General features: G+C 73.9%; 24 protein-coding genes. 8 read left to right on the top strand and 16 right to left on the bottom strand.

What is annotated here, in order from left to right; genetic code table 11:
- Positions 1 to 5 precede the first annotated feature (5 nt).
- Both CRP51_RS10805 and CRP51_RS10800 read left to right on the top strand, forming a co-directional pair.
- The gene (locus CRP51_RS10805) at positions 6 to 1,169 is read left to right on the top strand and encodes a Gfo/Idh/MocA family protein (protein ID WP_097230859.1); all 1,164 of its coding nucleotides are present in this window, start codon (positions 6 to 8) and stop codon (positions 1,167 to 1,169) included.
- A 32-nt stretch (positions 1,170 to 1,201) separates the two neighbouring features.
- Positions 1,202 to 2,206, top strand: coding sequence for a sugar phosphate isomerase/epimerase family protein (locus CRP51_RS10800; protein WP_097230858.1), 1,005 nt, complete (start codon positions 1,202 to 1,204; stop codon positions 2,204 to 2,206).
- A gap of 80 nt (positions 2,207 to 2,286) precedes the next feature.
- On the opposite strand, the gene CRP51_RS10795 is transcribed toward CRP51_RS10800, so the two are convergent.
- Positions 2,287 to 2,799 carry a gluconokinase gene (locus tag CRP51_RS10795; protein ID WP_097230857.1) on the bottom strand — a complete coding sequence of 171 codons (513 nt, stop codon included), beginning with the start codon at positions 2,797 to 2,799 and terminating at the stop codon, positions 2,287 to 2,289.
- Positions 2,800 to 2,941: 142 nt separating this feature from the next.
- On the opposite strand from CRP51_RS10795, the gene CRP51_RS10790 reads away from it, so the two are divergent.
- Entirely contained in the window at positions 2,942 to 4,129 is a 1,188-nt protein-coding gene (locus CRP51_RS10790; RefSeq protein WP_439333146.1) for an MBL fold metallo-hydrolase, read from the top strand.
- Positions 4,130 to 4,176: 47 nt separating this feature from the next.
- Here the strand turns inward: CRP51_RS10790 and CRP51_RS10785 are convergent, their stop codons facing one another.
- From CRP51_RS10785 to CRP51_RS10750, 9 genes are all read right to left on the bottom strand, one after another.
- A complete protein-coding gene (locus CRP51_RS10785; RefSeq protein WP_097230855.1) occupies positions 4,177 to 4,518 on the bottom strand; it encodes a DUF3140 domain-containing protein in 342 nt (113 codons plus the stop codon).
- A 30-nt stretch (positions 4,519 to 4,548) separates the two neighbouring features.
- Positions 4,549 to 5,181: an HhH-GDP family DNA glycosylase gene (locus CRP51_RS10780; protein WP_097230854.1), complete on the bottom strand. Its 633-nt coding sequence runs from the start codon at positions 5,179 to 5,181 to the stop codon at positions 4,549 to 4,551.
- Between the two features lie 52 nt (positions 5,182 to 5,233).
- Positions 5,234 to 5,401, bottom strand: a complete 168-nt coding sequence (locus CRP51_RS28795) for a hypothetical protein (RefSeq protein WP_170970508.1) — start codon at positions 5,399 to 5,401, stop codon at positions 5,234 to 5,236.
- Positions 5,402 to 5,868: 467 nt separating this feature from the next.
- Complete coding sequence (gene yicI / locus CRP51_RS10775; protein ID WP_097230853.1) at positions 5,869 to 8,148, bottom strand: alpha-xylosidase; 2,280 nt, start codon at positions 8,146 to 8,148, stop codon at positions 5,869 to 5,871.
- A 15-nt stretch (positions 8,149 to 8,163) separates the two neighbouring features.
- Positions 8,164 to 9,615 (bottom strand): GH1 family beta-glucosidase, encoded by a 1,452-nt coding sequence (locus CRP51_RS10770; RefSeq protein WP_097230852.1) that lies wholly within the window; start codon positions 9,613 to 9,615, stop codon positions 8,164 to 8,166.
- Between the two features lie 100 nt (positions 9,616 to 9,715).
- Positions 9,716 to 10,543 carry a carbohydrate ABC transporter permease gene (locus CRP51_RS10765; RefSeq protein ID WP_097230914.1) on the bottom strand — a complete coding sequence of 276 codons (828 nt, stop codon included), beginning with the start codon at positions 10,541 to 10,543 and terminating at the stop codon, positions 9,716 to 9,718.
- Between the two features lie 7 nt (positions 10,544 to 10,550).
- The gene (locus CRP51_RS10760; protein WP_097230851.1) at positions 10,551 to 11,474 is read right to left on the bottom strand and encodes a carbohydrate ABC transporter permease; all 924 of its coding nucleotides are present in this window, start codon (positions 11,472 to 11,474) and stop codon (positions 10,551 to 10,553) included.
- Complete coding sequence (locus CRP51_RS10755; RefSeq protein WP_097230850.1) at positions 11,471 to 12,709, bottom strand: sugar ABC transporter substrate-binding protein; 1,239 nt, start codon at positions 12,707 to 12,709, stop codon at positions 11,471 to 11,473. Before CRP51_RS10755 ends, CRP51_RS10760 begins: the two co-directional genes overlap by 4 nt.
- An 82-nt stretch (positions 12,710 to 12,791) precedes the next feature.
- Positions 12,792 to 13,808: a LacI family DNA-binding transcriptional regulator gene (locus CRP51_RS10750; protein WP_097230849.1), complete on the bottom strand. Its 1,017-nt coding sequence runs from the start codon at positions 13,806 to 13,808 to the stop codon at positions 12,792 to 12,794.
- A 536-nt stretch (positions 13,809 to 14,344) separates the two neighbouring features.
- Between CRP51_RS10750 and CRP51_RS10745 the strand changes: the two genes are divergently transcribed.
- Entirely contained in the window at positions 14,345 to 15,292 is a 948-nt protein-coding gene (locus tag CRP51_RS10745) for an alpha/beta hydrolase (protein WP_097230848.1), read from the top strand.
- Positions 15,293 to 15,299: 7 nt separating this feature from the next.
- Here the strand turns inward: CRP51_RS10745 and CRP51_RS10740 are convergent, their stop codons facing one another.
- The gene (locus CRP51_RS10740) at positions 15,300 to 16,433 is read right to left on the bottom strand and encodes a PucR family transcriptional regulator (RefSeq protein WP_097230847.1); all 1,134 of its coding nucleotides are present in this window, start codon (positions 16,431 to 16,433) and stop codon (positions 15,300 to 15,302) included.
- A gap of 27 nt (positions 16,434 to 16,460) precedes the next feature.
- Between CRP51_RS10740 and CRP51_RS10735 the strand changes: the two genes are divergently transcribed.
- Positions 16,461 to 17,420, top strand: a complete 960-nt coding sequence (locus CRP51_RS10735) for an extracellular catalytic domain type 1 short-chain-length polyhydroxyalkanoate depolymerase (protein ID WP_097230846.1) — start codon at positions 16,461 to 16,463, stop codon at positions 17,418 to 17,420.
- A 55-nt stretch (positions 17,421 to 17,475) separates the two neighbouring features.
- Here CRP51_RS10735 and CRP51_RS10730 read toward each other — a convergent pair whose 3' ends face one another.
- Genes CRP51_RS10730 through bioB form a run of 4 tightly spaced genes read right to left on the bottom strand, consistent with a single transcriptional unit; the run spans position 17,476 to position 21,588 of the window.
- Positions 17,476 to 18,453 (bottom strand): phosphotransferase, encoded by a 978-nt coding sequence (locus tag CRP51_RS10730; RefSeq protein WP_097230845.1) that lies wholly within the window; start codon positions 18,451 to 18,453, stop codon positions 17,476 to 17,478.
- Positions 18,453 to 19,193 (bottom strand): dethiobiotin synthase, encoded by a 741-nt coding sequence (gene bioD, locus CRP51_RS10725; RefSeq protein ID WP_245880500.1) that lies wholly within the window; start codon positions 19,191 to 19,193, stop codon positions 18,453 to 18,455. The genes CRP51_RS10730 and bioD overlap by 1 nt, the downstream gene beginning before the upstream one ends.
- Positions 19,194 to 19,197: 4 nt before the next feature.
- A complete protein-coding gene (locus CRP51_RS10720) occupies positions 19,198 to 20,514 on the bottom strand; it encodes an adenosylmethionine--8-amino-7-oxononanoate transaminase (RefSeq protein WP_245880499.1) in 1,317 nt (438 codons plus the stop codon).
- A 12-nt stretch (positions 20,515 to 20,526) separates the two neighbouring features.
- The gene (gene bioB / locus CRP51_RS10715) at positions 20,527 to 21,588 is read right to left on the bottom strand and encodes a biotin synthase BioB (protein ID WP_097230844.1); all 1,062 of its coding nucleotides are present in this window, start codon (positions 21,586 to 21,588) and stop codon (positions 20,527 to 20,529) included.
- 215 nt (positions 21,589 to 21,803) lie between these two features.
- Between bioB and CRP51_RS10710 the strand changes: the two genes are divergently transcribed.
- The 3 genes from CRP51_RS10710 to CRP51_RS10700 all read left to right on the top strand — a co-directional run bounded on the left by CRP51_RS10710 (position 21,804) and on the right by CRP51_RS10700 (position 25,260).
- Complete coding sequence (locus CRP51_RS10710; protein WP_170970507.1) at positions 21,804 to 22,955, top strand: 8-amino-7-oxononanoate synthase; 1,152 nt, start codon at positions 21,804 to 21,806, stop codon at positions 22,953 to 22,955.
- A 379-nt stretch (positions 22,956 to 23,334) separates the two neighbouring features.
- Positions 23,335 to 24,315 carry a hydroxyacid dehydrogenase gene (locus tag CRP51_RS10705; protein WP_097230843.1) on the top strand — a complete coding sequence of 327 codons (981 nt, stop codon included), beginning with the start codon at positions 23,335 to 23,337 and terminating at the stop codon, positions 24,313 to 24,315.
- Between the two features lie 129 nt (positions 24,316 to 24,444).
- Positions 24,445 to 25,260 (top strand): SAM-dependent methyltransferase, encoded by an 816-nt coding sequence (locus tag CRP51_RS10700; RefSeq protein WP_097230842.1) that lies wholly within the window; start codon positions 24,445 to 24,447, stop codon positions 25,258 to 25,260.
- A gap of 10 nt (positions 25,261 to 25,270) precedes the next feature.
- On the opposite strand, the gene ligD is transcribed toward CRP51_RS10700, so the two are convergent.
- Entirely contained in the window at positions 25,271 to 26,290 is a 1,020-nt protein-coding gene (gene ligD / locus CRP51_RS10695) for a non-homologous end-joining DNA ligase (RefSeq protein ID WP_097230841.1), read from the bottom strand.
- Positions 26,291 to 26,388 lie beyond the last annotated feature (98 nt).

The raw sequence follows: 26,388 nt of genomic DNA, 5'->3' as shown, positions 1-26,388 counted from the left end.
TCTCCATGCCAAACCCCTCCACAAGCCCGACACTCGGTGTGGGCATGGTCGGCTACGCCTTCATGGGCGCCGCGCACTCCCAGGGGTGGCGCTCCGTCGGGCGTGCCTTCGACCTCCCCCTCTCGCCGGTCATGGCCGCGGTGTGCGGCCGTGACCGGGCGAAGGCCACCGCGGCGGCCGACAAGTTGGGCTGGGCCGCCACCGAGACCGACTGGCGCGCGCTGATCGCCAGGGACGACGTCCAACTCGTCGACATCTGCTCACCCGGCGACAGCCACGCGGAGATCGCCATCGCCGCGCTGGAGGCCGGCAAGCACGTGCTGTGCGAGAAGCCGCTGGCCAATACGGTCGCCGAGGCCGAGGCCATGGTCGCCGCCGCCGAGGCGGCGCGCGAGCGCGGCCAGTTGGCGATGGTCGGCTTCAACTACCGGCGCGTGCCGGCGCTGGCCCTCGCGCGCAAGCTGGTGGCCGACGGGCGGATCGGCGCGCTGCGCCACGTCCGCGCCGTCTACCTCCAGGACTGGGGCGCCGACCCCGAGCTGAAGCTGGTCTGGCGGCTCCGCAAGGAGCTGGCCGGCTCCGGCGCGCTCGGCGACCTCGGCGCGCACGTCGTCGACCTGACGCAGCACCTCACCGGCGAGCTGATCACCGGTGTCTCGGCGCACACCGAGACCTTCGTCAAGGAGCGGGAGCTGCCGGACGGCAGCGGGTTCGGCCAGGTCACGGTCGACGACGCCGCTCTCTTCAGCGGCCGGCTGACCTCGGGGGCGCTGGCTTCCTTCGAGGTCAGCCGGTTCGCCACCGGCCGCAAGAACGCGCTGCGCGTCGAACTCAACGGCTCCCGTGGCTCGTTGGCGTTCGACCTGGAGCGGCTGAACGAGCTGGAGTTCTACGACAACGACCAGCCGGCCAGCGAGGGCGGTTTCCGGCGGATCCTGGTGACCGAGCCGGACCACCCGTTCCTTGAGGGCTGGTGGCCCCCGGGCCACGGGCTCGGCTACGAGCACACCTTCGCCCACCAGGCGAGGGACCTGGTGCAGGCGATCGCCGACGGTACCCAGCCCAGGCCGTCGTTCGCCGACGGCCTCCAGGTGCAGCGGGTGCTCGCCGCCATCGAGGAGAGCGCGGAGAAGAACGCCGTGCACACCCCCGTCCCGGCTGCCGAGTGAGCGCCGCCGCCCAACGGAAGGAGACGCACCCCATGTCCCGTAAGTTCACCCTGTTCACCGGCCAGTGGGCCGACCTCCCGCTGGAGGAGGTCTGCCGCCTGGCCCGTGACTTCGGCTACGACGGTCTCGAACTGGCCTGCTGGGGCGACCACTTCGAGGTGGACCGCGCCCTCAGCGAGCCCGACTACGTGGCCGGCCGCAAGGCGCTGCTGGAGAAGTACGGCCTGGAGTGCTGGGCCATCTCCAACCACCTGGTGGGCCAGGCCGTCTGCGACCTCATCATCGACGAGCGCCACGAGGGCATCCTGCCGGCCCGCATCTTCGGCGACGGGGACCCCGAGGGCGTGCGCACCCGCGCCGCCGAGGAGATCAAGGACACCGCGCGGGCGGCGGCCAAGTTCGGCGTCAACACCGTGATCGGTTTCACCGGTTCCTCGATCTGGCACCTGGTCGCCATGTTCCCGCCGGTCCCGCCCGGGATGATCGAGCGTGGCTACGAGGACTTCGCCACCCGCTGGAACCCGATCCTCGACGTCTTCGACGCCGAGGGCGTCCGGTTCGCGCACGAGGTGCACCCGGGCGAGATCGCCTATGACTACTGGACGACCAAGCAGGCCCTCGAAGCGGTCGACCACCGGCCGGCCTTCGGCCTGAACTTCGACCCCAGCCACTTCGTCTGGCAGGACCTCGACCCGGCCGGCTTCCTCTACGACTTCCGGGACCGGATCTACCACGTCGACTGCAAGGAGGCCCGCCGCCGGCTCGACGGCCGCAACGGCCGCCTCGGCTCGCACCTGCCGTGGGGCGACCCGCGCCGCGGCTGGGACTTCGTCTCCGCCGGGCACGGCGACGTGGCCTGGGAGGACGTCTTCCGGCTGCTGCGGGCCATCGACTACCAGGGCCCCATCTCCGTGGAGTGGGAGGACGCCGGGATGGACCGGCTGGCCGGCGCGCCCGAGGCGCTCGCGCGGCTGCGCGCCTACGACTATCCCCCGCCCACCGCCTCGTTCGACGCCGCCTTCGGGGGCGGCGACTGACGCGAGGCGACCGTCCGCCCGCGTGGCGCGCCCCGCTGCACCCGGGGCCGCCGCGCGGGCGTCATCGTTCGCCCGGCGGCTCAGCCCTCCCGGCCGACGGCCCGCGCCGCCTCCTCGACCAGCCGGTCGGCGCCGGGGGAGACGTCCAGCACCACCCCGTGCTCGTCCGGGCCCAGCGGCTCCAGCGTCGCCAACTGGCTGCGCAGCAGCGACGGCGGCATGAAGTGGTCGGTGCGGCGCGCCATCCGCTCGCCCACCAGCTCCGGCGAGCCCGACAGATGCAGGAAGAAGACCTCGCCCTCGGCCCCGGCGCGCAGCAGGTCGCGATAGGAGCGCTTCAACGCCGAGCAGGTCACCACGCCGCCCTCGCCGGTGCGGCGGCGCTCCCGCAGCCAGTCGCCGATCGACTCGAGCCAGGGCCGGCGGTCCTCGTCGGTGAGCGGGGTGCCGGCCGACATCTTGGCGATGTTCTCCGGCGAGTGGAACTCGTCGGCCTCCGCGAACGGCACCCCCAGGCGCTCGGCCAACGGCCGCGCCACCGTGGTCTTCCCCACACCCGACACACCCATCACGACCACGGTGGTTACAGTCATGCCCCCACTATCGCCCGCCTCCGGGACGCACGGCAAACACCGTCCGACCGGCGGGCGGAACGGACCCCTCCGGGGAATGTCCGAGCGATCAACTACGCTGACGGACATACCCGTTCCGGGTACCCGCGTTCCGGAGGTCGCGTTGTCCCAGCCCCGCACGCCCCCCGCCCGCCGCGCGTCCCTCGGCGGCGCGTTGGCGCGGCTCCGCCCCGCCTCGTTCGGCGCCCGGCCGACCGGGGAGCGGTTGGCGCGGATCCGCCGCTCGCCGCAGTACCGCGACGGCGCCTTCCGCAACGACCGGCCGATCCGCATGACCGGCCTCCGTGACGCCCCCGCCGTGCTGCGGGCGATGGCCGGGGACGACGCCCGCGGCCGGCGCACGCCGCTGCGCCAGCCGCCGCTGGCCAGGCCGGCGTGGCTGGGCGACGACGCGGGGCCGCCCGCCTCCGGGCTGCGGCTGACCTGGCTGGGCCACGCCAGTGTGCTCGCCGAGATCGACGGCCACCGGGTGCTCTTCGACCCGGTCTTCGGCGAACGCTGCTCCCCGTTCGGCTTCGCCGGCCCCAAGCGGCTGCACCCGCTGCCGATCCTGCCCTCCGAGCTGGGCGAGGTGGACGCGGTCGTGATCTCGCACGACCACTACGACCACCTCGACATGGCGACGGTGCGCGCGCTGGTCGCCGGGGACGCGGTCTTCGCCGTGCCGCTGGGGGTCGGCGCGCACCTGGAGCACTGGGGCGTGCCGGCCGAGCGGATAGCCGAGCTGGACTGGCACGAGTCGACCCGCGTCGGCGCGCTGACGCTGACGGCCGCCCCCGGCCAGCACTTCTGCGGCCGGGGCCTGCTCGACCGCTGGCAGACGCTCTGGGCGTCCTGGGTGGTCGCGGGGCCCGAGCACCGGATCTACCACAGCGGGGACACCGGCTACTTCCCCGGCTTCGCCGAGACCGGGCGGGAGCACGGCCCGTTCGACGCGACGATGATCCAGATAGGCGCGTACAGCGAGCGGTTCTGGCCCGACATCCACATGACGCCGGAGCAGGGCGTCCGCGCCCACCTCGACCTGGCGGGCGAGGGGGAGGCCGGGCTGCTGATGCCGGTGCACTGGGGGACGTTCAACCTGGGCCCGCACTCCTGGGACGAGCCGGTGGAGCTGACGCTCGCCGCCGCCGAGAAGGCGGGCGTGCCGGTCGCGGCGCCCCGGCCGGGGGGCTCCGTGGAGCCGGCCGCGCCGCCGCCCGCCGACCCGTGGTGGCGGGCGGTCGCCCGGCCGGCGCGCGCCGCGCGGGCCGGCCGGGCCCGGCTGGGGCCGCGGCCGGCGGACGGATGACCGGAAAGGGCGGTTGAACGGACCGGTCCGGCACCGGCCGACGTGGGTCAGCCGGCGCGCAGCGGGTCGTGGCCCAGCGACATCAGCTGGTAACGCCAGTCGGGCTCGGGCCGGTCCTCCCGGGGGCCGGCCGCCCGTTCGTTGTTGACGGTGTCCACGACCTCGCGCATCAGGTCGATGTCGGACTCGGTGAGGTCCATCTGGCGTTTCCGCAGGATGGCGAGGACACCGCGGCCCCGTTCGGGACCGGCGCGCTCCGGCAGTCGCTCGGCCTCCTCGCCCGCGCCGCTCACCCGCAGCCAGGCGGCCAGCTCCTGCGAGGTCATGTTCACCGCGCGGTGGAAGTCCGCCCACAGCGCGTCCATCTCGAAAGCCTCGGCGTCGGTCATCTCCCGCCTCCAGGACCAGTCGTGCGCGGTTCAGGCGCGGGCCAGGTCGGTCACGTCCCTGGCCAACCTCTTGTCCAGGGATACCCGGACAAGCCCGGCGGTGAGTCGGGCGACATCGGCGCGCCGTACCAATCCGGACAGGGCCTTCGGCGAGCGGGGCAGCCCGATCCGGCCGGCGCCCTCCTTGGTCCTGTCGTCGACGTAGGGGGCGAACTCGGGCCAGACCGCCTGCACCTCGCGCAGGAAGATGTCCACGCCCATCGGGCCGATGCCGGGGTACTCCCGCAGCCGGGACGGCGCGTCCGCGCGTATCCGCCGCACGTCGCCGCCGTAGCGGTCGAGCAGCAGCCGGGCCCCGTCACCGAGCTGGGTGGCCGTCCGTTCGTCGTAGCGGCGGTAGTGCCCCTCGCCGAGGGCGTCGACCCGCCGCTGCCAGTCGGCGTCCGCCATGGCGCGCGGCGTGCGCATCCCCGCGTCGAAGAGCGCGCGGGCCGCCGCCACCGCCACGTCGGCCTTGATCCTGGCCGACAGCAGATGGGCGAGGACCAGCGTCTGGTAGAGCGGCGCCGGGGTGTCCCGCAGCCGGATGCCGGCCTGCGCCGCGTAGGTCTGGCCGCAGCGGTCGAGCAGCGCCCGCGCCGTACGTTTCGTCTGTGCGGTCATCCCGCGTCTCCTCCCACCGCGGTGGGGCCCGCGCTCCGCGTCGCCCCACGGGTCAGTCGGTCTCCGGCAGCTGCTCTCCGAAGACGGCCCGTTCGGGCACGGAGCCGAGGGCGCGCTCGGCCGCGCGGCCCTCAAGCACCGGCCGCCACTCTTGGTGACCGGGGGGCTCGTGGGTGGGGTGAGCGGGCGTGTTCGCGATCGTCCGGCTCGTTTCCGGCATGTCTTATCACCTCGACAACGGCGGGTTCCCGGTCGAGTCCGGCTCAAACGTGCCCCTCACGGAGGGTGGGGGCGGAGCGACGACGGTGGTGGGGCGGTGGCGGTGGGTTGTCGGCGTGAGCCCGGGTGTGTGGTTGCTCGCGCAGTTCCCCGCGCCCCTGTGTGGTGGGCGTGGTCGGGTCGGGTGCGGGTTCACGTTCGGCAGGTGGCGGCCTGTTTGGGGGCGCGGGGAACTGCGCGGTGCATGGGTGGCGGGCCGCAGACGACTACTGACCCTGCCGGTCTGGGTGGGTGGTGGTCCGCGGCCCGGTGTGGGGTCGCTCGCGCGGTTCCCCGCGGCCCTTCACCGTCGGTGGGCGGCTTGGGGGCGCGGGGAACCGCGCGGTGCGTTCCTGGCGGGTGGCGGGCGACCACGGTCCGCACCGGCCAGGCGGGTGGTCGTTCCGACCCGGCCGGCAGGGCCAGCCGCTACACCGGCAAGGTGACCGTGTCGGCGCCCTCGGCGACCGCCACCGGCTCGCCGTAGCCGTCGGCCCCGGCCAGCACGACCGACCAGCGGCCACGCGCGCCCTCCGCCGTGACGGTCAGCGTGTCGCCGCTGCGCACCGTGCGGAAGACGGCCGCCTGGTTGTCCCCGGGGGCCGGCACCCGGGTGACGACCTCGGTACCGTCCTCGGGGGCGTGCACCCGCAGGGTCACGGCGTCGGCCCAGTCGTACTCCGGGCTGTCGTCGTGCGCCCCGAACGGGATGACCGACCCCGGCCTGGCCAGCAGCGGCAGGCTGTCGAAGCCGTACCGTTCCCGCCGCCAGCCGGGTCCGGAGACCCGTTCGCCGGTCAGCAGGTGGGTCCAGTCGCCCTCCGGCACGTAGTACTCGATCTCGCCGTCCTCGCTGAAGACCGGCGCGACCAGCAGGTTCTCGCCCAGCATGTACTGCCGGTCCAGCGTGTGGGTGGACGGGTCCTCCGGGAACTCCAGGAGCATGGCCCGCATCATCGGCGTGCCCCGCTCCCCGGCCTGCTCGGCGGCGCGCAGCAGATAGGGCGCCAGCCGGTTCTTCAGCCGGGTGAAGTCCCGGGTGACGTCGACCGCCTCCTCGTCGTACTCCCACGGCACGCGGTAGGAGTACGAGCCGTGCAGCCGGCTGTGCGAGGAGAGCAGGCCGAACTGCACCCACCGCTTGAAGACCGCCGGCGTCGGGACGCCCTCGAAACCGCCGATGTCGTGGCTCCAGAAGCCGAAGCCGCCGAGGCCGAGCGAGAGGCCGCCGCGCAACGACTCGGCCATCGCCTCGAAGGTGGACTCGCAGTCACCGCCCCAGTGGACGGGGAACTGCTGCCCGCCGGTGGTCGCCGAGCGGGCGAAGACCACGGCCTCGCCCTCGCCGCGCTCCTCCCGCAGCACCTGGAAGACGGTCTCGTTGTAGAGCTGCGCGTAGTAGTTGTGCATCCGCGCCGGGTCGGAGCCGTCGGCCCAGACCACGTCCGTCGGCACCCGCTCGCCGAAGTCCGTCTTGAAGCCGTCCACGCCCTGCCGCAGCAGCGCCCGCAGCTTCTCCGCGTACCACTCCCTGGCCGGCGGACTGGTGAAGTCCACCAGTGCCATGCCCGCCTGCCACATGTCCCACTGCCAGACGTCGCCCTCGGGGGTGCGGACCAGGTGGCCCAGGCGCTTGCCCTCCTCGAAGAGCGGGGACTTCTGCCCGATGTAGGGGTTGATCCACACCGTGACCCGCAGCCCGCGTTCCTTCAGCCGGGTCAGCATCCCCTCGGGATCGGGGAAGACCGCGGGGTCCCAGGTGAAGTCGCACCACTGGTAAGCCCGCATCCAGAAGCAGTCGAAGTGGAAGACGCTCAACGGGATCTCGCGCTCGGCCATGCCGCGCACGAAGCTGCTGACCGTCTGCTCGTCGTAGTCAGTGGTAAAGGAAGTGGACAACCAGAGCCCGAACGACCACGCCGGCGGCAGCGCGGGCCGTCCGGTCAGCGCGGTATAGCGCTCCAGGATCTCCTTCGGCGTCGGACCGTAGACCACGTAGTACTCGACCGACTGGTCCTCGACGCTGAACTGGACCTTGCCGACGGCCTCCGAGGCGATCTCGTAGGAGACGTGCCCCGGGTGGTTGACGAAGACGCCGTAGCCGCGGTTGGTCAGGTAGAAGGGAACGTTCTTGTAAGCCTGCTCACTGGCCGTGCCGCCGTCGGCCTGCCAGACGTCGACCGTCTGGCCGTTCTTGACGAACGGAGTGAAGCGTTCGCCCAGACCGTAGACCAACTCGCCTACGCCCAGGGACAGTTGCGTCAGGCTGTGGTGCTCGCCCCCCGAGGTGGCGAAGCCGGTGCCGCGCTTGCCGGCCGAGGTGAGCACGCGCCCCTCGGCCAGGAAGTCGAGCCGCCACGGCTCCTCGGTGTCCACCCGCAGGGACAGCGGACCACTGGTCAACTCCAGCGTGGAGCCGTCGGCGCGGGTCTTCGCCGCGTGGCCCTCCTCGGGGTTCAGACCGAAGTGCGGTCCCCGGTCGCGCAGCCCGCCGTGGTGGGTGGAACGCACGCCGATCACCCCCTCGGCGGGGGAGAAGCACTCCACCGTCATCAGGGGACTGTTCAGCGTCGCGCCGCGTCCCCTCCGCCGGTCGGTGGCGCCCCACAGGGTGAGCCGGTCCTTCTCCACCCGGGCGTCGGCGACCCAGGTGGCAAAGGAGGCCGCCACCCCTTCTCTCATCAGCCAGTAGCCGTCGGTGAACTTCACGGTGCTCGGTTCTCCCTAGTCCTGTCGTCGGTCGGCCGTCGAGGGCCGGTCGTGCCGCTGCCGGTGGTGACCGATCATGGACCGGTACCAGTGGTAGCTGTCCTTGGGCAGGCGTTCGAGGGTGTCGTAGTCCACCCGCACGATGCCGAAGCGCTTGTCGTAGCCGAACGCCCACTCGAAGTTGTCCAGGAGCGACCAGACGTAGTAGCCGCGGACGTCCACGCCCGCGCGCACCGCCTCGGCCAACGCCCCCAGGTGGTCCCGCAGATAGGCGACCCGGTCGGCGTCGTGCACCTGCCCGTCCTCCGCGACGGTGTCCGCCTCGGCCGAGCCGTTCTCGGTGATGTACAGCGGCGGCAGGTCCGGATACCGCCGGTCGAGTTCCACCAGCAGCTCGGTGAACGCCTCGGGCACCACGGGCCAGCCCATGGTGGTGTGCCGGACGTCCTCCCGCCAGCTCTCCTGGACGCCGATGTCCACCGCCGTCCGAAGCGCCGGGTCGGCCTCGCGGCGCGGGGCGTCGGCCACGGTGATCGGTCGGTAGTAGTTGACGCCGACGAAGTCCAGCGGGGCGCCGATCAGTTCCAGATCGCCCTCCCGCCGGTAGGAGCCGTCGGCCAGCTCACCCCAGGTCTCCCGCTCGTGCTCCGGGTAGCGCCCGGCGAAGATCGGGTCGAACCAGACCGCGTTGTGCAGGGTGTCGGCCCGGCACGCCGCCGCCAGGTCGGCCGCCGAGTCGGTGGCCGGCAGCAGCCGGTCCGGGTTGAGGGTGATCCCCACCTCGCTCTCGCCGGCCGCGCGCAGCGCCCGCACCGCGAGCCCGTGGCCGACCAGCAGGTGGTGGGCCGCGGCGAGCGCGCCCCTGCCCTCTTTGGCCCCGGGGGCGTGCCGGCCGATCGCGTAGCCGACGAACGAGGCGCAGAACGGCTCGTTGAGGGTGATCCAGCGCGTGACCCGGTCGCCCAGCCGGTCGGCGACCAGCGCCGTGTACTCGGCGAACCGCTCCGCGGTCTCCCGCACCCGCCAGCCGCCCAGGTCCTCCAGCGCCTGCGGCAGGTCCCAGTGGTAGAGCGTGGCCGCCGGGCGCACCCCCGCCTCCAGCAGCTCGTCGACGAGCCGGTCGTAGAACGCCAGCCCCTCCGCGTTGGCCGGGCCCGAGCCCGTGGGCTGCACCCGCGGCCAGGCGATCGAGAACCGGTAGTCGTCCACGCCCAGGTCGCGCAGCAGCGCCACGTCCTCCCGGTAGCGGTGGTAGTGGTCGCAGGCCACGTCGCCGGTCGCCCCGCCGGCGACCTTGCCGGGGGTGCGGCAGTACGTGTCCCAGATCGAAGGGCCCCGCCCGCCGACGTCGTGGGCGCCCTCGACCTGGTAGCTCGCCGTGGCGGCCCCGAAGGCGAAGCCGGCGGGGAACTCGGGGAAGTCGTCGGTGGGGCGGGGGGAGGAATCGGATGAACCAGTCGTGCTCATAGTGCTCTCGGCCCTCGTCAGGATCGTGGTTCCACTCGTGGTCGCACCGGGGCGGGCCAAGCGCCCGCCCCGGTGGGCTGATCGGCCCCGGGGGGCCCGTCTACTTGATGGAGCCGCCGGCGATCCCGGCGGCGATGTACCTCTGCGCGACGACCAGCAGGATCGCCGCCGGGATGGCGGACAGCACCGCGGTGGCCATCACCGCTCCCCAGTCGCTCACATGGGCCCCGATGAACTGGTAAAGCCCGAGGGTGACCGGCTGGACGTCGTCCGTCGTGTTGAGGGTCAGCGCGAAGACGAAGTCCGCCCACGCGAAGAGGAAGGCGAAGAGCCCCGAGGTGATCAACGCGTTCCGGCTCATCGGGAGCACGATCCGCACGAACGCGGTGAACCGGTTGGCGCCGTCCACCATCGCCGCCTCCACCACCTCCGAGGGGATGGAGACCATGAACGCCCGCAGCAGCACGATCGCGAACGGCAGCCCCAGCGAGGCGTCCGCCAGGATCAGCCCCAGATAGGAGTTGACCAGTCCAAGCTCCGCGTAGGCGCTGTAGAGCGCGTTGGCCACCACGATCCCCGGCACCATCTGGGTGATCAGCGTGCCGAAGACGATCGACCGCCCGCCGCGCAGCCCGAACTGCGCCAGTCCGTAGGCCGCCGGCGCCGCCAGCGCCAGACAGACCACCACGGCGCCCAGCGCGACCACCAGGCTGGTGACCAGCGAACCACCCTGGCTGTCCAGCGCGGTGCGGAAGTTGTCCAGGCTCGGCGAGGTCGGGATCAGGTCGGCCGAGGCGATCGAGGAGTGCGGCTGGAGGGCCGTCGAGACCATCCAGTACACGGGGAAGAGCATCACGGCCAGTACCAGCAGTGCCACCACCGTGCTGCCCCAACGGGCCACCGGGGAACGGCTTGTCCGCTGTCGCATCGTCACCTCACCTCCCCGAGCCCTGGTCGGCCCGGTTGGCGCGCAGATAGAGCACGGCAAAGACCGCGCTGATCACGATCAGGATGTTGCCCACCACCGCGCCCTGACCGAAGTCCAGGCGCAGGAAGGAGAGCTGGTAGGTGAGCGTGCCCAGGGTCTGGGTCGAGTCGGCCGGCCCGCCGCCGGTCAGCGCCAGCACCAGGTCCAGGATCTTCACGGTGGACATGAAGCCCAGAACCAGTACCACGGTGACCACCGGGCGCAGCATCGGCAGCGTGATCCGCCAGAACGTCCGCCACGGTCCCGCGCCGTCCAGCGCCGCCGCCTCGTACAGCTCCTCGGGGATCTCCTGGAGACCGCCGTACAGGATCACCATGTTGAACGGGATGCCGATCCAGATGTTGACCAGGATCACCGAGAGCAGCGCGACGCTCGGACTGGACAGCCACGGCACCCCGTCGGAGCTCAGGCCCACCGTCTCAAGGAAGCTGTTGAGCACCCCGTGGTCCTCGTCCATGATCCGTCGCCAGACCACCGCCGAGACCACCATCGGGACCAGCCACGGCAGCAGCAGCACCGCCCTTACCAGGCCGGAGAGCCGGAACCGCCGGGAGAAGAAGACCGCGAGCGCCATCCCGAGGGTGAACTGGCCGACCAGCGAGCCGACGGTGAAGACCATCGTCTGCCAGAACGCGTCCTTCAACAGCGGGTCTTCGAAGACCGCCCGCCAGTTGTCCAGTCCGTTGAACGGGGACTCACCGGTGAAGTACGTGCGCGGAGTGAACTCCTGGAAGCTCATCAGCACGTTCCGAACCAGCGGATAGCCGAAGAACGCCAGCATGTAGAGCACGGCCGGCAGCACGAACAGCCAGCGGTACAGCGCCCGCACGCGCGGGCTCCGCGCCCGGGTCCGCTCGGTCGTCGCGCTCATCCGTCCTCACCCGCCTGCCGCTGGGCGTTCCGCAGCGCGTCCTCGGGGGAGGAGCGTCCGGTCAACACGGACTGGAACGCGCCGGCCAGCGCGTCGCCGACCACCGGCCACCGAGTGCCGACCACCGCCGTGCGCGAGCGCGCGGTCTCCACCAGGTCGGCGAACGGCGCCAGCTTCGGGTTCTGCTCCCGGTAGGCGGCCGCGGCCTCGGCCCGGGTCGGCACGTTGTTCACCCGCTCGCCCCAGGCCAGCTGGTTCTCCCGCGAGTTGAGGCAGTTGAGCACCCGGCCCGCGTTGCGCTCCCGTTCCCGGTCGTCGTTCTTCGGCACGGTCATCACCGTGCCGCCGATCGGCGGCAGCGGGTCGACGCCCGCCTCGGGCACCGGGATCGACGCCACCGCCCAGTCCACGTCGTCCTGTGCGTCCAGGACCGGGACCTGCCAGGGGCCGTTGATCATCATCGCCGCGCGGCCCGAGACAAACTGGTCGTTGACATCCTGCTGGTTCCAGTTGACCACCGAGCGCGAGGCGGAGCCGGAGTCGACCAGCTCCTTCCAGAGCGCCAGCGCCGACGCGCCGCCCTCGCCCTCGGCCAGTCGCGACTCGTCGCCGCCCGCCGACCAGAAGAACGGCAGGAACTGGTAGACACCGTCCGCGTCCGGGCTGGCGCTGAACGCCATCCCGTAGGTGTCGCCCCGCGTCAACTCCGCAGCAGCAGTACGGAGTTCGTCCCAGGTCGTGGGCGGCTCAAGGCCGGCCTCGGCCAGCAGCTCGGTGTTGTAGATCAGCGCCAGGGAGTTGACCGAGCGAGCCACCCCGTACTGGGTGTCCTCGAAAGAGCCCAGCGAGACCGAGCTGTCCGAGAGCCCCTCCGTCTCCACGCCTACTTCCCCGATCGGCCGCAGGCCGTCCGTCTCGGCGAACTGCGGCAGCTCGGAGCCGTCCAACTCCAGGATGTCGGTCAGCGAGTCGGACGACGCCATCCGCAGCGCCTTGGACGCCACCTGGTCGGCCGGCACGCTGATCTGCTCCACCCGCAGCCCCAGGGGCTCGGCGCAGCGGTCGAAGAAGTCCTGGTTGGCCTCGTGTTCGGCCGTGTCGGTCGCCGAGTTGAGCACCGTCACCGTGTCCGGGTCGGGTTCGGCGGCGCAGCCGGTGAGCCCGGCGGCGAGGGTGGCCGCCGTCAGCCCGACGGCCGCCGCCGACCGGCGGGTCCATGCGTTGCTAGCTGGCATCAGTCTCTCGTTCGCAGGTCCGTTCGCTCCTCGGACGCGTCGTTCCCGGCGCGCCCCTTCGTGGGGGTTCGTGGGGGTCATCTCACCCGTCCGGTGCCGCGACCGGTGGTCCGTCCGCCATCCGGGGCGCGATCAACTCGTGGTCGCCGGCCGTCCGTTCGGCGCCCTCGACGGCGTCCACCACCAGCCGCACGGCGGCCTGGGCCATCCGCCCCACCGGCAGCTCGATGCGCGGCAGCATCCGGGGCACCGCCTCGTCCGGCAGGCTGCCGACCAGCACCACGGCGAGGTCGTCCGGCACCCGCAGCCCCAGCGCGGCGATCTCCTCAAGCAGCAGTGGCAGCGGGATCAGGTGCTGGACCAGCAGCGCGGTCGGGCGGGGGCGCGCGGTGAGCACCTCGGCCAGCCGCGCGCGCAGCGCCTCCGGGTCGACCGTCGAACGCCGCACCACCAGCTCGGCGCCCGACGCGCGGGCCGCGGCCTCCGCGCCGGCCAGGCCGCGCAGCGCGTAGCCGTTCCGCGCCGCGAACTCGTGGTCGGCCGAGGCCCAGTAGGCGATCCTGCGGTGGCCGACCGCCACCGCCTCCCGCACCGCGAGGCCGGCCGCGGCCGCCCAGTCCAGGTCGACCCACGGGGGGTCGTCCCCCTCGCTCTCGTCGCCGTGCCCGACCAGCGCCGCGGGGAAGCCGTGCTTCCGCAGCGCGGCGACGCGCGGGTCACGCTCGCGCACCGCCATCAGCACCGCGCCGTCGGCCAGCCCGCTGCGGGCCACCCGGGTCAGCCCGCGCACCCCGTCGGGGTCGGTCATCAGCAGCAGGTCGTAGCCGAGCTCCCGGGCGGTGTCGCCGATGTCGATGGCGAACCGGCCGTCGACCGCCCGGTACTTCCCCGGCTCACGGGGCACCGCCAGCACCAGCACCTCGCTCCGCGCGCGCCGCAGCGTGCGCGCCGAGGCGCGGGGGTGGTAACCCAGCTCGTCGATGGCGGCGCGCACGGCGGCGCGGGTCTCGTCGGAGATCTTGCGGGAGCCGCTGAGCACGTAGGAGACGGTGCTGGGCGCCACTCCGGCGTGCCGGGCGACGTCCTTGATGGTGACCATCGGCGCCCCTCTCGAACGGCTGGATCGCGACGTCGCGATCGATGCGGATCGAACCCAGTCGAATCGATTCGACTGACGTTCGTCCGGAATCGTAGACATCCGTCGGGCCTCGCACAAGGGATCGGAGCGATCGGATCCACCCGGGTGGGCCGGGCCGGCCCGAGCGCGTGGAGGGGGCTGTGGGGCGCGGTGCGCGCTCCGTCCCACGCGGGGCCGGCCCGGCCGGCTCTCGACGGCGGTGTGTCCTCCCCTCGGGCTCGGTGCCGGTGCGACTGCGGTGAACGTAGGAACCGTCTCCGGGGGCGTCAAGGCTTCCGGTAGCCATCCGAGAATTTCCGGTGGACCGTTTCGGTCGCCGGGTCGGCCCGGCCTCGTCTCACCCCACCGGCACCCTGCCTGACCTGCGGTGCGCACGTTTGTCTGGCCCCTGGGCGCGGTTTCTCCGACGCCCGTCTGCTTTCGGGGTGACGCGCCGGCGTGGGATGTTCCCGGGGTGGCGGCACGGCGCCGCCGGTGAGAGCGGAGGAGCGTGCCGCGTGGGTTACCCCCTCGACCCCGAACTGGCCGCCGCACTCGCGCTGTTGGCCGACGTGGACCTCTCGGATCTGGCCGCCGCGCGAGCCGCCCAGGCAGCCGAGCTGGCGGCGGCGACGGCGGGCGTCGACACCCGGGGCGTCGCGGTGCGCGAGGTGCTGGCCCCGGGCCGCGCGGCGGGCGATCCGAAGGTGCCGCTGCGCGTCTACACCCCGGAGGGCCGACGGGGTCCGCTGCCGGCCGTGTACGGCGTGCACGGCGGGGGCTTCGTCCTCGGTTCGCCGGACGTGGACCACGAGTTCAGTCTCCGCCTCGCCCGGGAGCTGGCGGCCGTGGTCGTCGCCGTCGACTACCGGCTGGCGCCCGAGCACCGCTATCCCGCGCCGCTTGACGACGTGTACGCCGGGTTTCTCTGGCTGGGGGAGCACGCCGCCGCGCTGGGCGTCGACCCGGGGCGGATCGCGCTGTGGGGGGACAGCGCGGGGGCGGGGCTGGCCGCCGGGGCGGCGTTGCTCCTGCGCGATCTCGGCGAGCCGATGCCGTGCCATCTCCACCTGCACAGCCCGGCGTTGGACGACCGGCTCGCCACCGGCAGCGCACGGGTCTTCACCGACACACCGGTGTGGAACCGCCGTAACGCGCACCTGAGTTGGGAGGCGTACCTGGGGCCTGGCGTGCGCGGCGGGGCGCACGTGCCCGGGTACGCGGCGCCCGCGCGGGCCCGCCGACTCGCGGGGCTGCCGCCGACGTTCGTCGCCGTGATGGAGTTCGACCCGCTGCGCGACGAGGGGGTGGCGTTCGCCGAGGCGCTGCGCGCGGCGGGGGTCCCGACCGAGGTGCGGCTCTACCCGGGCACGTTCCACGGCTGCGCCGCCGTCGCCCACTCGGGCGTGGCGCGGCGGATCAACGCGGACGCGCTGGCCGCCCTCCGCGCGGGGCTGGCGACATGACGGCGCCTCACCCCGGGGCGAACGGTCCCCGGTTGTGCAAGCGCCAGGCCCACAAAGCGAGTTGGGCCCTGAGTAACCCGTCCGGCTGGTGCAGCCGCCAGCCCAGGGCCGCCTCGGCCGCGGCAAGCCGGCCGGCCACCGAGCTGTGGTGCAGATGGAGGGAAGCGGCGGCCCGGCGCAGCGAGCCGGTGCGGCAGTACGCGGAGAGCGCCGCCAACGCCCCACGCCCGCCGTCCCGTTCGGCCAGTGCGGTCAGCGCGCGCACCCCGGGCTCGGCGCGCAGCCGTTCCCACGGGACCTCGGCCAGCAGCGTCAACGGGCCCAGCGTGGTGTGGTCGACGACCTGTTCGTCCGGGCCCCCGGCATCGGCGAAGCGCAGCGCCGTGGTGGCCCGCGCCCAGGACTCGGCGGCCGACTCCGGCGGCACCGCGTCGCCCACGCCGCAGCGGACGGCCCCCTCCCCGCCGCGCCCGGTCAGGGCCGCGCGTAGCGCGGGGGCCGGTGACCCCCCGTGGTCCGACGCCCCCGGCTGGAGGAGCGCGGCGGCCAACGCTCCGACCGTGGCCACCCGCGCCGGTGTCGCCAGGCCGCAGCGGGCCAGCAGCGTCACCGCCACGACCCCGGGGTCGTCGCCGGGGCCCGCGGCCAGGGCCAGCGCTCGCAGCGGAACATCGGGTCGCAGCCCCAACCGCCGCATGGCGTGGGCGCGTTCACGTGCGTCGTCCCGCGTCGAAAGTACCCGTTCCACCAGGGCCGGATCGGCGGCCCTCGGCGAGGCGAGAGTTTCGGAAGGGCCCGACACCCGTGCGGCGAGGGCCATCCACTCCAGCGCCAACGCGTCCAACGGGCCCGCGCCGCCCGCCCGTTCGAGCCAGACCCGCCCGGAGGGGCGCAGCTCCATCTGCCCCGACGCCCGCCCGGCCGCCCCTGGCAGCGCCCTGCCGTCGGGGCCGAACCGCAGCCGCCCGCCGTCGGCCGGCTCCATCCCGGCCGGGCAGCCCAGCAGCCCCGCCGTCGCACGTGTCAGCACCGCCGGATCGACCGGGCCGGCGTGTAACAGCGCCTGGTAGTGGGCGATGACCCGGACGGCGGCGGCCGCGTCGGCGTCGAGTGCGCTCAACCGCTGTAACAGACCCTTCACGATCCGCAGTCTAGAAAGGGCGGAATCATGTTCACCAGAGTCGCGTCACCCCCCACCGGAACCCGTCGGCGGCGCGCCGTCGTGCGGGCGCTGCTGACGGCCGTACTCCCTCTGCTGGCCACGTTGTTGGTCGCGGCGCCACCGGCGCGGGCGGCCGAGCTGACCGAGATCGCGGACTTCGGGGAGAACCCGAGCGGGCTGCGGATGCATCTCTACGTCCCGGACAACGCCCCGGCGAACCCGGCGGTGTTGGTGGCCGTGCACTACTGCACGGGCTCGGGGCCCGCCTTCCACGCCGGCACCGAGTTCGCCTCGCTCGCCGACCGGCACGGCTTCCTCGTCGTCTACCCGTCCGCGACCCGCTCCGGTCAGTGCTTCGACGTCTCCTCGCCGCAGGCACTGACCAGGGGAGGCGGCAGCGACCCGGTCGGCATCCGGTCCATGGTCGAGTATGTGACGTCGCATCACGGGGCGGATCCCCAACGGGTGTTCGTCGCCGGTGCCTCGTCCGGGGCGATGATGACCAACGTGCTGCTCGGCAACTACCCGGACGTGTTCCGGGCCGGCGCGGCCTACATGGGGGTGCCGTTCGGCTGCTTCGCGACCACCGACGGCTCGGAGTGGAACAGCCAGTGCGCCAACGGACAGATCAGCCGCAGCCCGGGGGAGTGGGGCGACCTCGCGCGCGCCGCCCACCCGGGGTACGCCGGGGAACGCCCCCGGATGCAGCTATGGCACGGCACGGAGGACGCGATACTGCACCACAACAACCTCGCCGAGGAGGTCAAGCAGTGGACCGACGTGCTGGGCGTGGGCCAGACGCCGGCCCTCACCGACAGCCCGCAGCCGAACTGGACCAGGACCCGCTACGGCGACGCGGGTGAACGCGCGCCGGTGGAGGCGGTCAGCCTCGCCGGCGTCGGCCACGACCTGCCGGCGTCCGGGATGGCCGCCGAGACCATCCGCTTCTTCGGGCTCGACGGGTAGCCCCGGAACGCTCCCCCGGGCGAGCGGCACGTCGCGCCCCGCCCGGGGGTACCGGTCAGCCGTGTTCCCGTTCCGCCAGCGCCCGGTCCAGGGACTCGACGAGCCCGTCGAACGCCACCGCGCTGTCCCTGCCCCCGTCGTGCGGGGCGCGGAACTGGGCCAGGTAGAGGGTGATCTCGTCCAGGTCCCAGCGCAGCCGGTAGAGCCGCAGCGCCGTGGGGGAGACCGGGCCGCCGCCGGCCTCGGTGTAGGCGGCCAGCTCGGCGGGGTCCTCCGTGACCTGCCACAGGTCCCGCTCGGCCGGGGCGAGTCTGACCGTGTCCCAGTCGATCAGCGCGGGGCGCCCCTCGGTCCACAGCACGTTGCCGGGGTGCGGCTCCCCGTGGGTGAGCACCGACGGCACGCCCTCCGCCCGCGTGCGGGCGAGCAACGCGTCGAAGTGGGCCAACGTCGCGCGCACGGCGTCGGGATGACGTTCCCTCAGCGCCGCGCGCGCCGGTTCGGCGTAGGGTCCCCCGGTCCAGGGCGTCGACAGCTCGTCCAACGCCCGTTCGAGCGCCGCGCGTCCTGGCAGTTCTGGGGCGAGGCACGGGGCGTCGGGAACGAGCCGGGACGAACCGTGAACCGAGGCCAACAGGCCCAGCAGCGCCCGGCGTTGAGCCGGTGAGTACCTCTCGCCGTGGGCGCCGCCCGCGCCCGTCGCCCAGGGGAAGACGGCGACCGCGTAGCGGGTGCCGAGCGTGCGCGTCGTCACCCCCTCGCGGTCGGGGGCCGGCCCCACGACGCCGTCGATCCGGGCGGCCAGCGTGGCCGTGGCGTCCAGGGCCGCCGTCAGCGTCGGCAGCCGCGCCTGCCCGGCGGCGAGATCCCAGGCGGTGACGAACCACCGCCGTCCGCTCTCCTCGACGGCCGTCCAGTGGTAGCCGCCGAAGCCGACCGGCGCGTGCTCCAGGGAGGCCGGCGCCAGACCCCAGCGCTCCCGCAGCAGGGCGGTCAGCGCGGAGGTGTCCAGTTCTGGTGGTGGTTCGTGCATCAGGGCACGGTAGCCAGCGAGGCGGGCCGCCAGCGACCGTTTAACACCGGGGCCAGCCAGTCGGCCGCCCGCCGGCGGAAGTCGGCCGGCGGCAGCGCGCCGGCGCCGGCCGGGACCGCGCCGAGCAGCGGGCCGCCGGCCACCCTCGGCAGGTCGGCCACGTTGCAGCGGGCCGCGAGGTCGGGCGCGGCCGGCCAGCTGCCGATCACCACCCCGGCCAGCGTGAGGCCCCGGGCGGCCAGCGCCTCGGTGGTCAGCGCCGTCACGTTGAGGGTGCCCAGGCCGGCGGCCGCCACCACCAGCACCGGCGCGCCCAGCAGCTCGGCCGCCTCGGCCAGCGTGGAGCCCGTCTCGTCGAACCTGACCAGCAGCCCGCCGGCGCCCTCGACCAGCACCAGGTCGTGCTCCTCGGCCAGCTCGTCGGCGGCCTTGGCCACCTCCGCCGGCCCCACCGGAGGCAGCCCGCACCTGGCGGCGGCCGTCGCCGGGGCCAACGGCTCGGGGAAGCGCGCCAACTCCCGCGCGGTCAACGGGCCCGCGAGCCGGGCCGCTTCGGCCGCGTCGCCGGGCTCGTCGGGCGCCAGCCCGGTCTGCGCCGGCTTGAGCACGGCGACCCGTCGCCCCGCGCCCAGCGCCGCCGCCGCCACGGCCGCCGTCACCACCGTCTTGCCCACCTCGGTCCCGGTGCCGCTGACCACCAGCACCCGCCCGGAGGAGGGCCGTTCGCCGCGTATCGCCACGGTCTCACCCGGCCCGCGCGGCGGCCACCGCGGCGGCGCAGATCCGCGCCACGTCGGCGTCCTCGGTCACGTAGGGCGGCATGGTGTATATCAGGTCGCGGAACGGGCGCAGCCACACCCCCGCGCGCACCGCCGCCTCCGTGGCGGCCGCCATGTCGACCCCGTGGTCCAACTGCACCACGCCGATCGCGCCCAGCACCCGCACCTCGCGCACCCCCGGCAGCCCGGCCGCCGGCGCGAGCCCCTCGCGCAGCCCGCGCTCGATCCGCGCCACGTCGCCCGCCCAGTCGCCCGCCAGCAGCAGGTCGACGGAGGCCAGCGCGACGGCGCAGGCCAACGGGTTGCCCATGTAGGTCGGACCGTGGGCGAGCACCGGCACCTCGCCCCGGGAGATGCCCTCGGCCACCCGGGGCGTGCACAGCGTCGCCGCCAACGTCAGGTACCCGCCCGTCAACGCCTTGCCGAGACACAGCACATCGGGCACCACGCCCGCGTGCTCGGCGGCGAAGAGCCGTCCGGTGCGGCCGAAACCGGTGGCGATCTCGTCGAAGACCAGCAGCACGCCGTGCTCGTCGCAGACCTCGCGCAGCGCCCGCAGATAGGCGGGGGAGTGGAAGGCCATCCCGCCCGCCCCCTGCACCACGGGCTCCACCACCACGGCCGCCAACTCCCCCGCGTGCGCGGCGACCAGCGTCCGCAGCCCCTCGACATAGGCCGCGTCCGGCGCGGCGTCGAAGCCGGGTGGCGGCGCGTCGGCGAAGACCTGCCGGGGCAGCGCCCCCGACCACAGCCGGTGCATCCCGCCCTCCGGATCGCACACCGACATGGCGTGCCAGGTGTCGCCGTGGTAGCCGCCGCGCCAGGTCAACACCCGCCGCTTCGCGGGCCTGCCGAGCGAGGCCCAGTACTGGAGGCACATCTTGAGCGCCACCTCGACGGCCACGGAACCCGAGTCGGCCAGAAAGACGTGACGGAGCTGACCGGGCGTCACCTCGGCGAGCCGGGTGGCGAGTTCGACTGCGGGCCGATGGGTCAGCCCCCCGAACATCACATGACTCATCCGCCCCAGCTGCTCGTTGGCCGCCGCGTCCAGCACCGGGTGCCGGTACCCGTGCACCGCCGACCACCACGACGCCATCCCGTCGACCAACTCCCGCTGGCCGAAGGCGGGTTCCGCAAGCCGCAGCCGCACCCCACGCGCCGACTCGACCAGCAGCGGACTGCTGGCGGCCGGCATCGGCCCGTAGGGGTGCCACACGTGCTCCCGGTCCAGCGCCAGCAGATCGGCGGGGGTACACACCAGGTGGCCAGGCGTCAACACAGCGTGAACTCCTCAGGCGTTGGGCGGCAGGTCCGTGCCGACACCGCGTCGGCGCACCGTCACCAGCCCGTCGCGGTGGTCGGGCAACGTGTCGGTCTCCGCGCCCTCCACCTCGAACCCGGCGTCGGCGATCATCGCCAGGTCCTCCTGGCCGGCCTGCCCCTCACTGGTCAGATAGTCGCCGAGGAAGATCGAGTTGGCCACGTGCAGCGCCAACGGCTGGAGCGACCGCAGATGCGTCTCCCGTCCGCCGGCCAGCCGCACCTCCACGTCCGGACAGACGAACCGCACCATCGCCAGGATGCGCAGCGCCCGCGCCGGCGTCAGTTCCCACGTCCCCTCCAACGGGGTGCCGTCGAACGGCATCAGGAAGTTGACCGGCACCGAGTCCGGGTCCAGGTCGCGCAGCGCGAAGACCACGTCCACCAGGTCGCCGTCGCTCTCGCCCATCCCCGCGATCAGCCCGGAGCACGCCGACAGCCCCGCCGACCGCGCCTCCCGCACCGTGGCCACCCGGTCCTCGTACCCGTGGGTGGTGCAGATGTCGCCGTAGGTGGCCTCGGAGGTGTTGAGATTGTGGTTGTAGGCGTCCGCCCCGGCCTCGCGCAGCCGCGCGGCCTGCCCGTCGGAGAGCAGTCCAAGACAGGCGCAGACCTCCACCTCGGGATGCTTGTCGCGCACCGCCTCGATGGTCCGCGACACCCGGTCCACGTCCCGGTCGGTCGGCCCTCGGCCGCTGGCGACCAGGCAGACCCGCTTGGCGCCGCCCGCCACCCCGGCGCTGGCCGCCTCGGCCGCCTCCTCGGGGCGCAGCCAGGTGTACTTCAGCACCTCGGCCTTCGAACCCAGCCGCTGCGAGCAGTAGAAGCAGTCCTCGGGACAGCGGCCGGACTTGAGGTTCACCAGGTAGTTGAGCTTCACCCGCCGGCCGAACCAGTGCCGGCGCACCCGGCCGGCGGCGGCCACCACGTCCAGCAGCTCGTCGTCGGAGGTGGCCAACACGGCCAGCGCCTCCTCGCGGGTGGGCCGCGCGCCGCGCAGCCCCTTGTCGACCAGCCGGTCCAAGAGGTCCATGGCTCTCGATCCTGACGCACCCGGAGCCCCAGGTCCAAGGCGGAACCCCACAAGAGGACTTGGCCCCCGTCTGTCCATCTCTCCATGTTGCGCGACCCCGCCGGGACACTAACGTGGACCGGAGTTATGTGGACTCAACAACGCGAACGAGGGGGGACGGCGTTGCGGGGAACGGTGGGACGCGCCGACCGGACGCGCGACATGACGCGGCCGGCGTGAGCGCGCACCCGCGCCCGGAGCGGGTGCTGGACTGGCTCGACGAGGCCGCGAGGCGGCGCGCCAAGGCGGGCCTCACCCGTCGGCTGCGCCCCCGCCCCGCCGACGCGCGCGCACTGGACCTGGCCGGCAACGACTACCTCGGCCTGACCCGCCACCCCGAGGTGACCGGCGCGGCCGCCGAGGCGGCCCGCCGCTGGGGCGCCGGCGCCACCGGCTCCCGACTGGTCACCGGGACCACCGAGGCGCACGCCCTGCTGGAGGCCGAACTGGCCGCGTTCTGCGGCTTCGAGGCGGCGCTCGTCTTCTCCTCCGGCTACGCCGCCAACCTGGCCGCCCTCACCGCGCTCGCCCCCGCCGGCACCCTGCTGGTCTCGGACGCCGGCAACCACGCCTCGTTGATCGACGGCTGCCGGCTCTCCCGCGCCGCCACGACCGTGGTGCCGCACGCGGCGCCCGAGGCCGTCGCCGAGGTACTCGCCGGCCACCGGGGGCCGGCGTGGGGCGTGACCGACGGGGTGTTCTCCGTCGACGGTGACGCGGCGCCGCTGGCCGCGTGGGCCGAGACCTGCCGCGCCCACGGGGCGGCGCTGCTGGTCGACGACGCGCACGGGCTGGGCGTCGTCGGACCCGGCGGGCGGGGCGCCGTCGCCGCCGCCGGGCTCGCCGGGGCGCCGGACGTGGTGGCGACCGTGACCCTGTCCAAGGCGCTCGGCAGCCAGGGCGGCGCGGTGCTCGGACCGGCGCGGGTGATCCGGCAGCTGGTGGAGACCGCGCGGACGATGATTTTCGACACCGGCCTGGCCCCGCCCGCCGTCGCCGCCGCCCTCGCCGCGCTGCGGCTGCTGCGTGCCGAGCCCGCCCTGGCGGCGCGCGCCCTGGCCACGGCACGGACCCTGCACGACCGGCTCACCACGGCCGGGCTGACCGCCCCCGCTCCGGACGCCGCCGTGCTCTCCGTCCGCGCCCCCTCGCCGGAGACGGCCGTCGCGTGGGCCGAGGACTGCCGGGAACGGGGCCTGCGCGTCGGCTGCTTCCGCCCGCCGTCCGTCCCCGACGGCGTCTCCCGCCTCCGCCTCACCGCCCGCGCCGACCTCACCCCGGCCGAGCTCGACCACGCCGTGACTACGGTGACCGCGACGCGCCCCTGACGGGGCGGGTCCCCGGCGCCGTGGGGCGACGGCGGTCCCGCGTCTGGCGAGTGGGTGGTCGTCCGCGGCCCGCCACGGGGTGTTCGCGCAGTTCCCCGCGCCCCCAAGCCGCCCACCGGGCGAGAAGGGGCGCGGGGAACTGCGCGGGCAACCGTCCGCCGGGGGGTGGTCGACGGTGTCGGGGTGTGGCCCCGGGCGGTGGTCGTTCGCGGGCGACCGTCCACCGGGGGCCGGCGGACGTGGTCGCCTCCCCGAAAGCCCCGCGGGGGCCTTCGCATACCATGCACGGGGCTCGGTAATCGCTTACCTCCGCCCCGCAACAGCAGCCCCACCTCCGGAGGAGCTAGTGCAGTCCCGACTGCCCCAGGTCGCCCTTGCCATGATCCCCGATCTCCCGGACCGCCTCTTCACCCCGTCCCAGTGGTCCCGACTGCGGGAGCTGGCCGACCTCGGGGACGGCCGGGTGCTCACCGAGTTCACCTCGCCGGACGCCCGCGCGCGGCTCGCCGAGATCGAGGTGCTGATCACCGGCTGGGGCAGCCCCGTCGTCGACGAGGAGGCGCTGGCCGCCGCCCCCGGGCTGCGTGCCGTGCTGCACTCCGCGGGAACGGTCAAGGGCCATCTGTCGCCCGCCTGCTGGGACCGCGGGGTGAAGGTCTCCACCGCCGCGCAGGCCAACGCGCAGCCCGTCGCCGAGTACACGCTGGCGATGATCCTGCTGACCCTGAAGGGCGTGCCGGCCGCCATGACCACGTTCCGCGAGGAGCGGGGCCGCGTCGACCTGCTGCGCCGGTTCCCCGGGGTCGGCAACCACCGGCGCCGCGTCGGCCTGGTCGGCGCCTCGCGCATCGGCCGGCTGGTCGCCGAGGCGCTGCGCCCCTTCGACCTGGAGGTCGTCATCGCCGACCCCTATCTCGACCCGGCGGACGCCGCCGCGCTGGGCGCCGTCCCGTTGCCGCTCGACGAGTTGCTGGCCACCAGTGACCTCGTCAGCCTGCACGCCCCCTCGATCGCCGAGACCCGCCACATGCTGGACGCCTCCCGGCTGTCCCTGATGCGCGACGGCGCGGTGCTCGTGAACACCGCGCGGGGCGCGCTGATCGACCATGCCGCGCTGGAGCCGGAGCTGGTCAGCGGCCGGCTCACCGCCGTGCTCGACGTGACCGAGCCCGAGCCGCCGGCCGCCGACTCGCCGCTGTGGTCGCTGGAGAACGTCTGGCTCACCCCGCACCTGGCCGGCGCCCAGGGCACCGAGCTGCACCGGCTGGCCGACGTGGTGCTGGAGGAGCTGGCCCGCCACGTGGCCGGGGAGCCGCTGGCCCATCCGGTGCACGCCGAGGAGCTGGGCCGCATCGCCTGAACCGGTACCCGTGCGCCACGGCCGGCCGGCCCGGGGGAGCCCACGCGTGTGGTGAGCCTGGCCCGGTCGGCCCGCCCGGACGGTTACGTTGGGGCGTGGCAGACCCGCCGCACCGCAGGAGAGGCGCCCGTGACTGACGACGGCTCGACCCCCCGTCCCGTGCCGGTTTCCAAGATCGACACCTCCGTGCCGCACTCGGCGCGGATCTGGAACTACTGGCTGGGCGGCAGCGACAACTACGAGGTGGACCGGATCGCCGGCGACCAGTACCGGGAGGCGTTCCCCGGCATCGTGGACATCGCACGCGGCTCCCGGCAGTTCCTCGTCCGGTCGATCCGGTACATGGTCCGCGACGCCGAGGTCGCGCAGTTCCTCGACATCGGCACCGGGCTGCCCACGGTCGACAACACCCACCAGGTCGCCCAACGGGTCAATCCCGAGGCCAGGATCGCCTACGTCGACAACGACCCGTTGATCCTGATGCACGCCAACGCGCTGCTGACCTCGACCCCCGAGGGGCACACCGCCTATCTGGAGGCCGACCTGCACGACCCCGAGCGCATCGTCGAGGCCGCCGCCGCGCACCTCGACCTCGGGCAGCCGGTCGGCCTCATCCTCAGCGGCATCCTCGGGCACGTCGCCACCCACGAGGAGGCGTGTGCGCTCGTGCGCCGGCTGACGGCCCCGCTCGCGCCCGGCAGCCACGTGTCGATCAACGAGGGCACCGACACCGACCCCACCTACTGCTCGGCCCAGGCCGAGTACAACGCCTCGGGCGCCGTCCCGTACCGGCTGCGGACCATGGACGAGATCCGGGCCTACTTCGACGGCCTGGAACTGGCCGAGCCCGGTGTGGTCCCGGTGCCGCGCTGGCGGCCCGACCCGGCGGCGGGCCAGGGGCCCCAGGACGTCGGCCAGGCCGGCGGGGTCGCGCGCAAGCCGTGAGCCGGGCCCGTCAGGAGCGCCTGGGCTTTCCGCGGGCGCGGCTCGGCTGGACGCGGGTGGGCTCGCCCTCGGCCTTGGGGTGGTCGGGCGGGTAGGGCAGGTCGCCCAGGCCGTGGTCGCGCTCGTCGCGTTCGGCCAGCTCCAGCACCCGCTCCAGCCGGCACGGCCGGTCGGCCATCTCCGCGTGCAGGTCGCCGACCTCCTCGAACCGCCCCGGCATGGAGACCAGGTCGAAGTCCTCGGGGCGGGCGTGGGGCACCTCGTCCCAGGTCAGCGGCGCCGAGACCGTGGCCTCGCGGCGCGGCCTGACCGAGTAGGCGCTGGCGACGGTGCGGTCCCTGGCCATCTGGTTGTAGTCGACGAAGATCCGTTCGCCGCGCTCCTCCTTCCACCACGCGGTGGTGACCCGGCCGGGCGCCCGCCGCTCCAGCTCCCGGCCGAGCGCGATCGCGGCCCGGCGCGCCTGCGGGAAGGACCACTCGGGAACGAGCGGCACGAAGACGTGGATTCCCCGCCCGCCGGAGGTCTTCGGCCAGCCGGTCAGCCCCAACTCGTCCAGCAGCTCCCGCAGTTCCAGGGCGACCCGGGCCGCGTCGGCGTAGTCGGTGCCGGGCTGCGGGTCGAGGTCGATCCGCAGTTCGTCGGGGTGCTCGGTGTCGGCTCTGCGCACCGGCCAGGGGTGGAAGGTCAGACAGCCCAGGTTGGCCGCCCACACCACGGCCGCCGGCTCGCTCGGCGCGATCTCGTCGGCGTGCCGGCCGCTGGGGAACGAGATGCGGCCGGTGGGGATCCAGTCGGGGATGTTGCGGGGGGCCCGCTTCTGGAAGAACGACTCGCCGTCGATCCCGTCGGGGAAGCGCTGGAGCGTGGTGGGCCGGTCCCGCAGCGCGCGGAGGGCGCCCTCGGCGACGGAGCGGTAGTACTCCACCACGTCCAGCTTGGTGAAGCCGCGCTCCGGGAAGTACACCTTCCCCGGGTTCGACACGCGCACCGCGCGTCCGCCGACCGTGACCTCCGTCGCCTCAGCCATGGTTCCCACGGTAGGGGCCGGGGCCCGGAAGCGCAGTCCGGGCGGGGCCGTCCGGCGCCCCCTGCTGCCCGTCAGTGCGGCGGGGTACAGTGCCAAGC

The sequence above is a fragment of the Streptomyces zhaozhouensis genome, assembly GCF_900230195.1.
Lineage (GTDB): Bacteria > Actinomycetota > Actinomycetes > Streptomycetales > Streptomycetaceae > Streptomyces > Streptomyces zhaozhouensis.
Note: the sequence above shows the minus strand (reverse complement) of the source record. Positions and strands in the feature narration are given on the sequence as shown.

Coding starts and splice junctions, on each gene's coding strand:
- CRP51_RS10705 (WP_097230843.1), top strand. CDS start 23,335: ATGATCCCCGATCTCCCGGACCGCCTCTTCACCCCGTCCCAGTGGTCC.
- CRP51_RS28795 (WP_170970508.1), bottom strand. CDS start 5,401: ATGCCGGAAACGAGCCGGACGATCGCGAACACGCCCGCTCACCCCACC.
- CRP51_RS10750 (WP_097230849.1), bottom strand. CDS start 13,808: ATGGTCACCATCAAGGACGTCGCCCGGCACGCCGGAGTGGCGCCCAGC.
- CRP51_RS10765 (WP_097230914.1), bottom strand. CDS start 10,543: ATGCGACAGCGGACAAGCCGTTCCCCGGTGGCCCGTTGGGGCAGCACG.
- CRP51_RS10770 (WP_097230852.1), bottom strand. CDS start 9,615: ATGAGCACGACTGGTTCATCCGATTCCTCCCCCCGCCCCACCGACGAC.
- CRP51_RS10785 (WP_097230855.1), bottom strand. CDS start 4,518: ATGACCGACGCCGAGGCTTTCGAGATGGACGCGCTGTGGGCGGACTTC.
- ligD (WP_097230841.1), bottom strand. CDS start 26,290: ATGGCTGAGGCGACGGAGGTCACGGTCGGCGGACGCGCGGTGCGCGTG.
- CRP51_RS10805 (WP_097230859.1), top strand. CDS start 6: ATGCCAAACCCCTCCACAAGCCCGACACTCGGTGTGGGCATGGTCGGC.
- CRP51_RS10780 (WP_097230854.1), bottom strand. CDS start 5,181: ATGACCGCACAGACGAAACGTACGGCGCGGGCGCTGCTCGACCGCTGC.
- CRP51_RS10735 (WP_097230846.1), top strand. CDS start 16,461: ATGTTCACCAGAGTCGCGTCACCCCCCACCGGAACCCGTCGGCGGCGC.
- bioB (WP_097230844.1), bottom strand. CDS start 21,588: ATGGACCTCTTGGACCGGCTGGTCGACAAGGGGCTGCGCGGCGCGCGG.
- CRP51_RS10760 (WP_097230851.1), bottom strand. CDS start 11,474: ATGAGCGCGACGACCGAGCGGACCCGGGCGCGGAGCCCGCGCGTGCGG.
- CRP51_RS10800 (WP_097230858.1), top strand. CDS start 1,202: ATGTCCCGTAAGTTCACCCTGTTCACCGGCCAGTGGGCCGACCTCCCG.
- CRP51_RS10795 (WP_097230857.1), bottom strand. CDS start 2,799: ATGACTGTAACCACCGTGGTCGTGATGGGTGTGTCGGGTGTGGGGAAG.
- CRP51_RS10730 (WP_097230845.1), bottom strand. CDS start 18,453: ATGCACGAACCACCACCAGAACTGGACACCTCCGCGCTGACCGCCCTG.
- CRP51_RS10755 (WP_097230850.1), bottom strand. CDS start 12,709: ATGCCAGCTAGCAACGCATGGACCCGCCGGTCGGCGGCGGCCGTCGGG.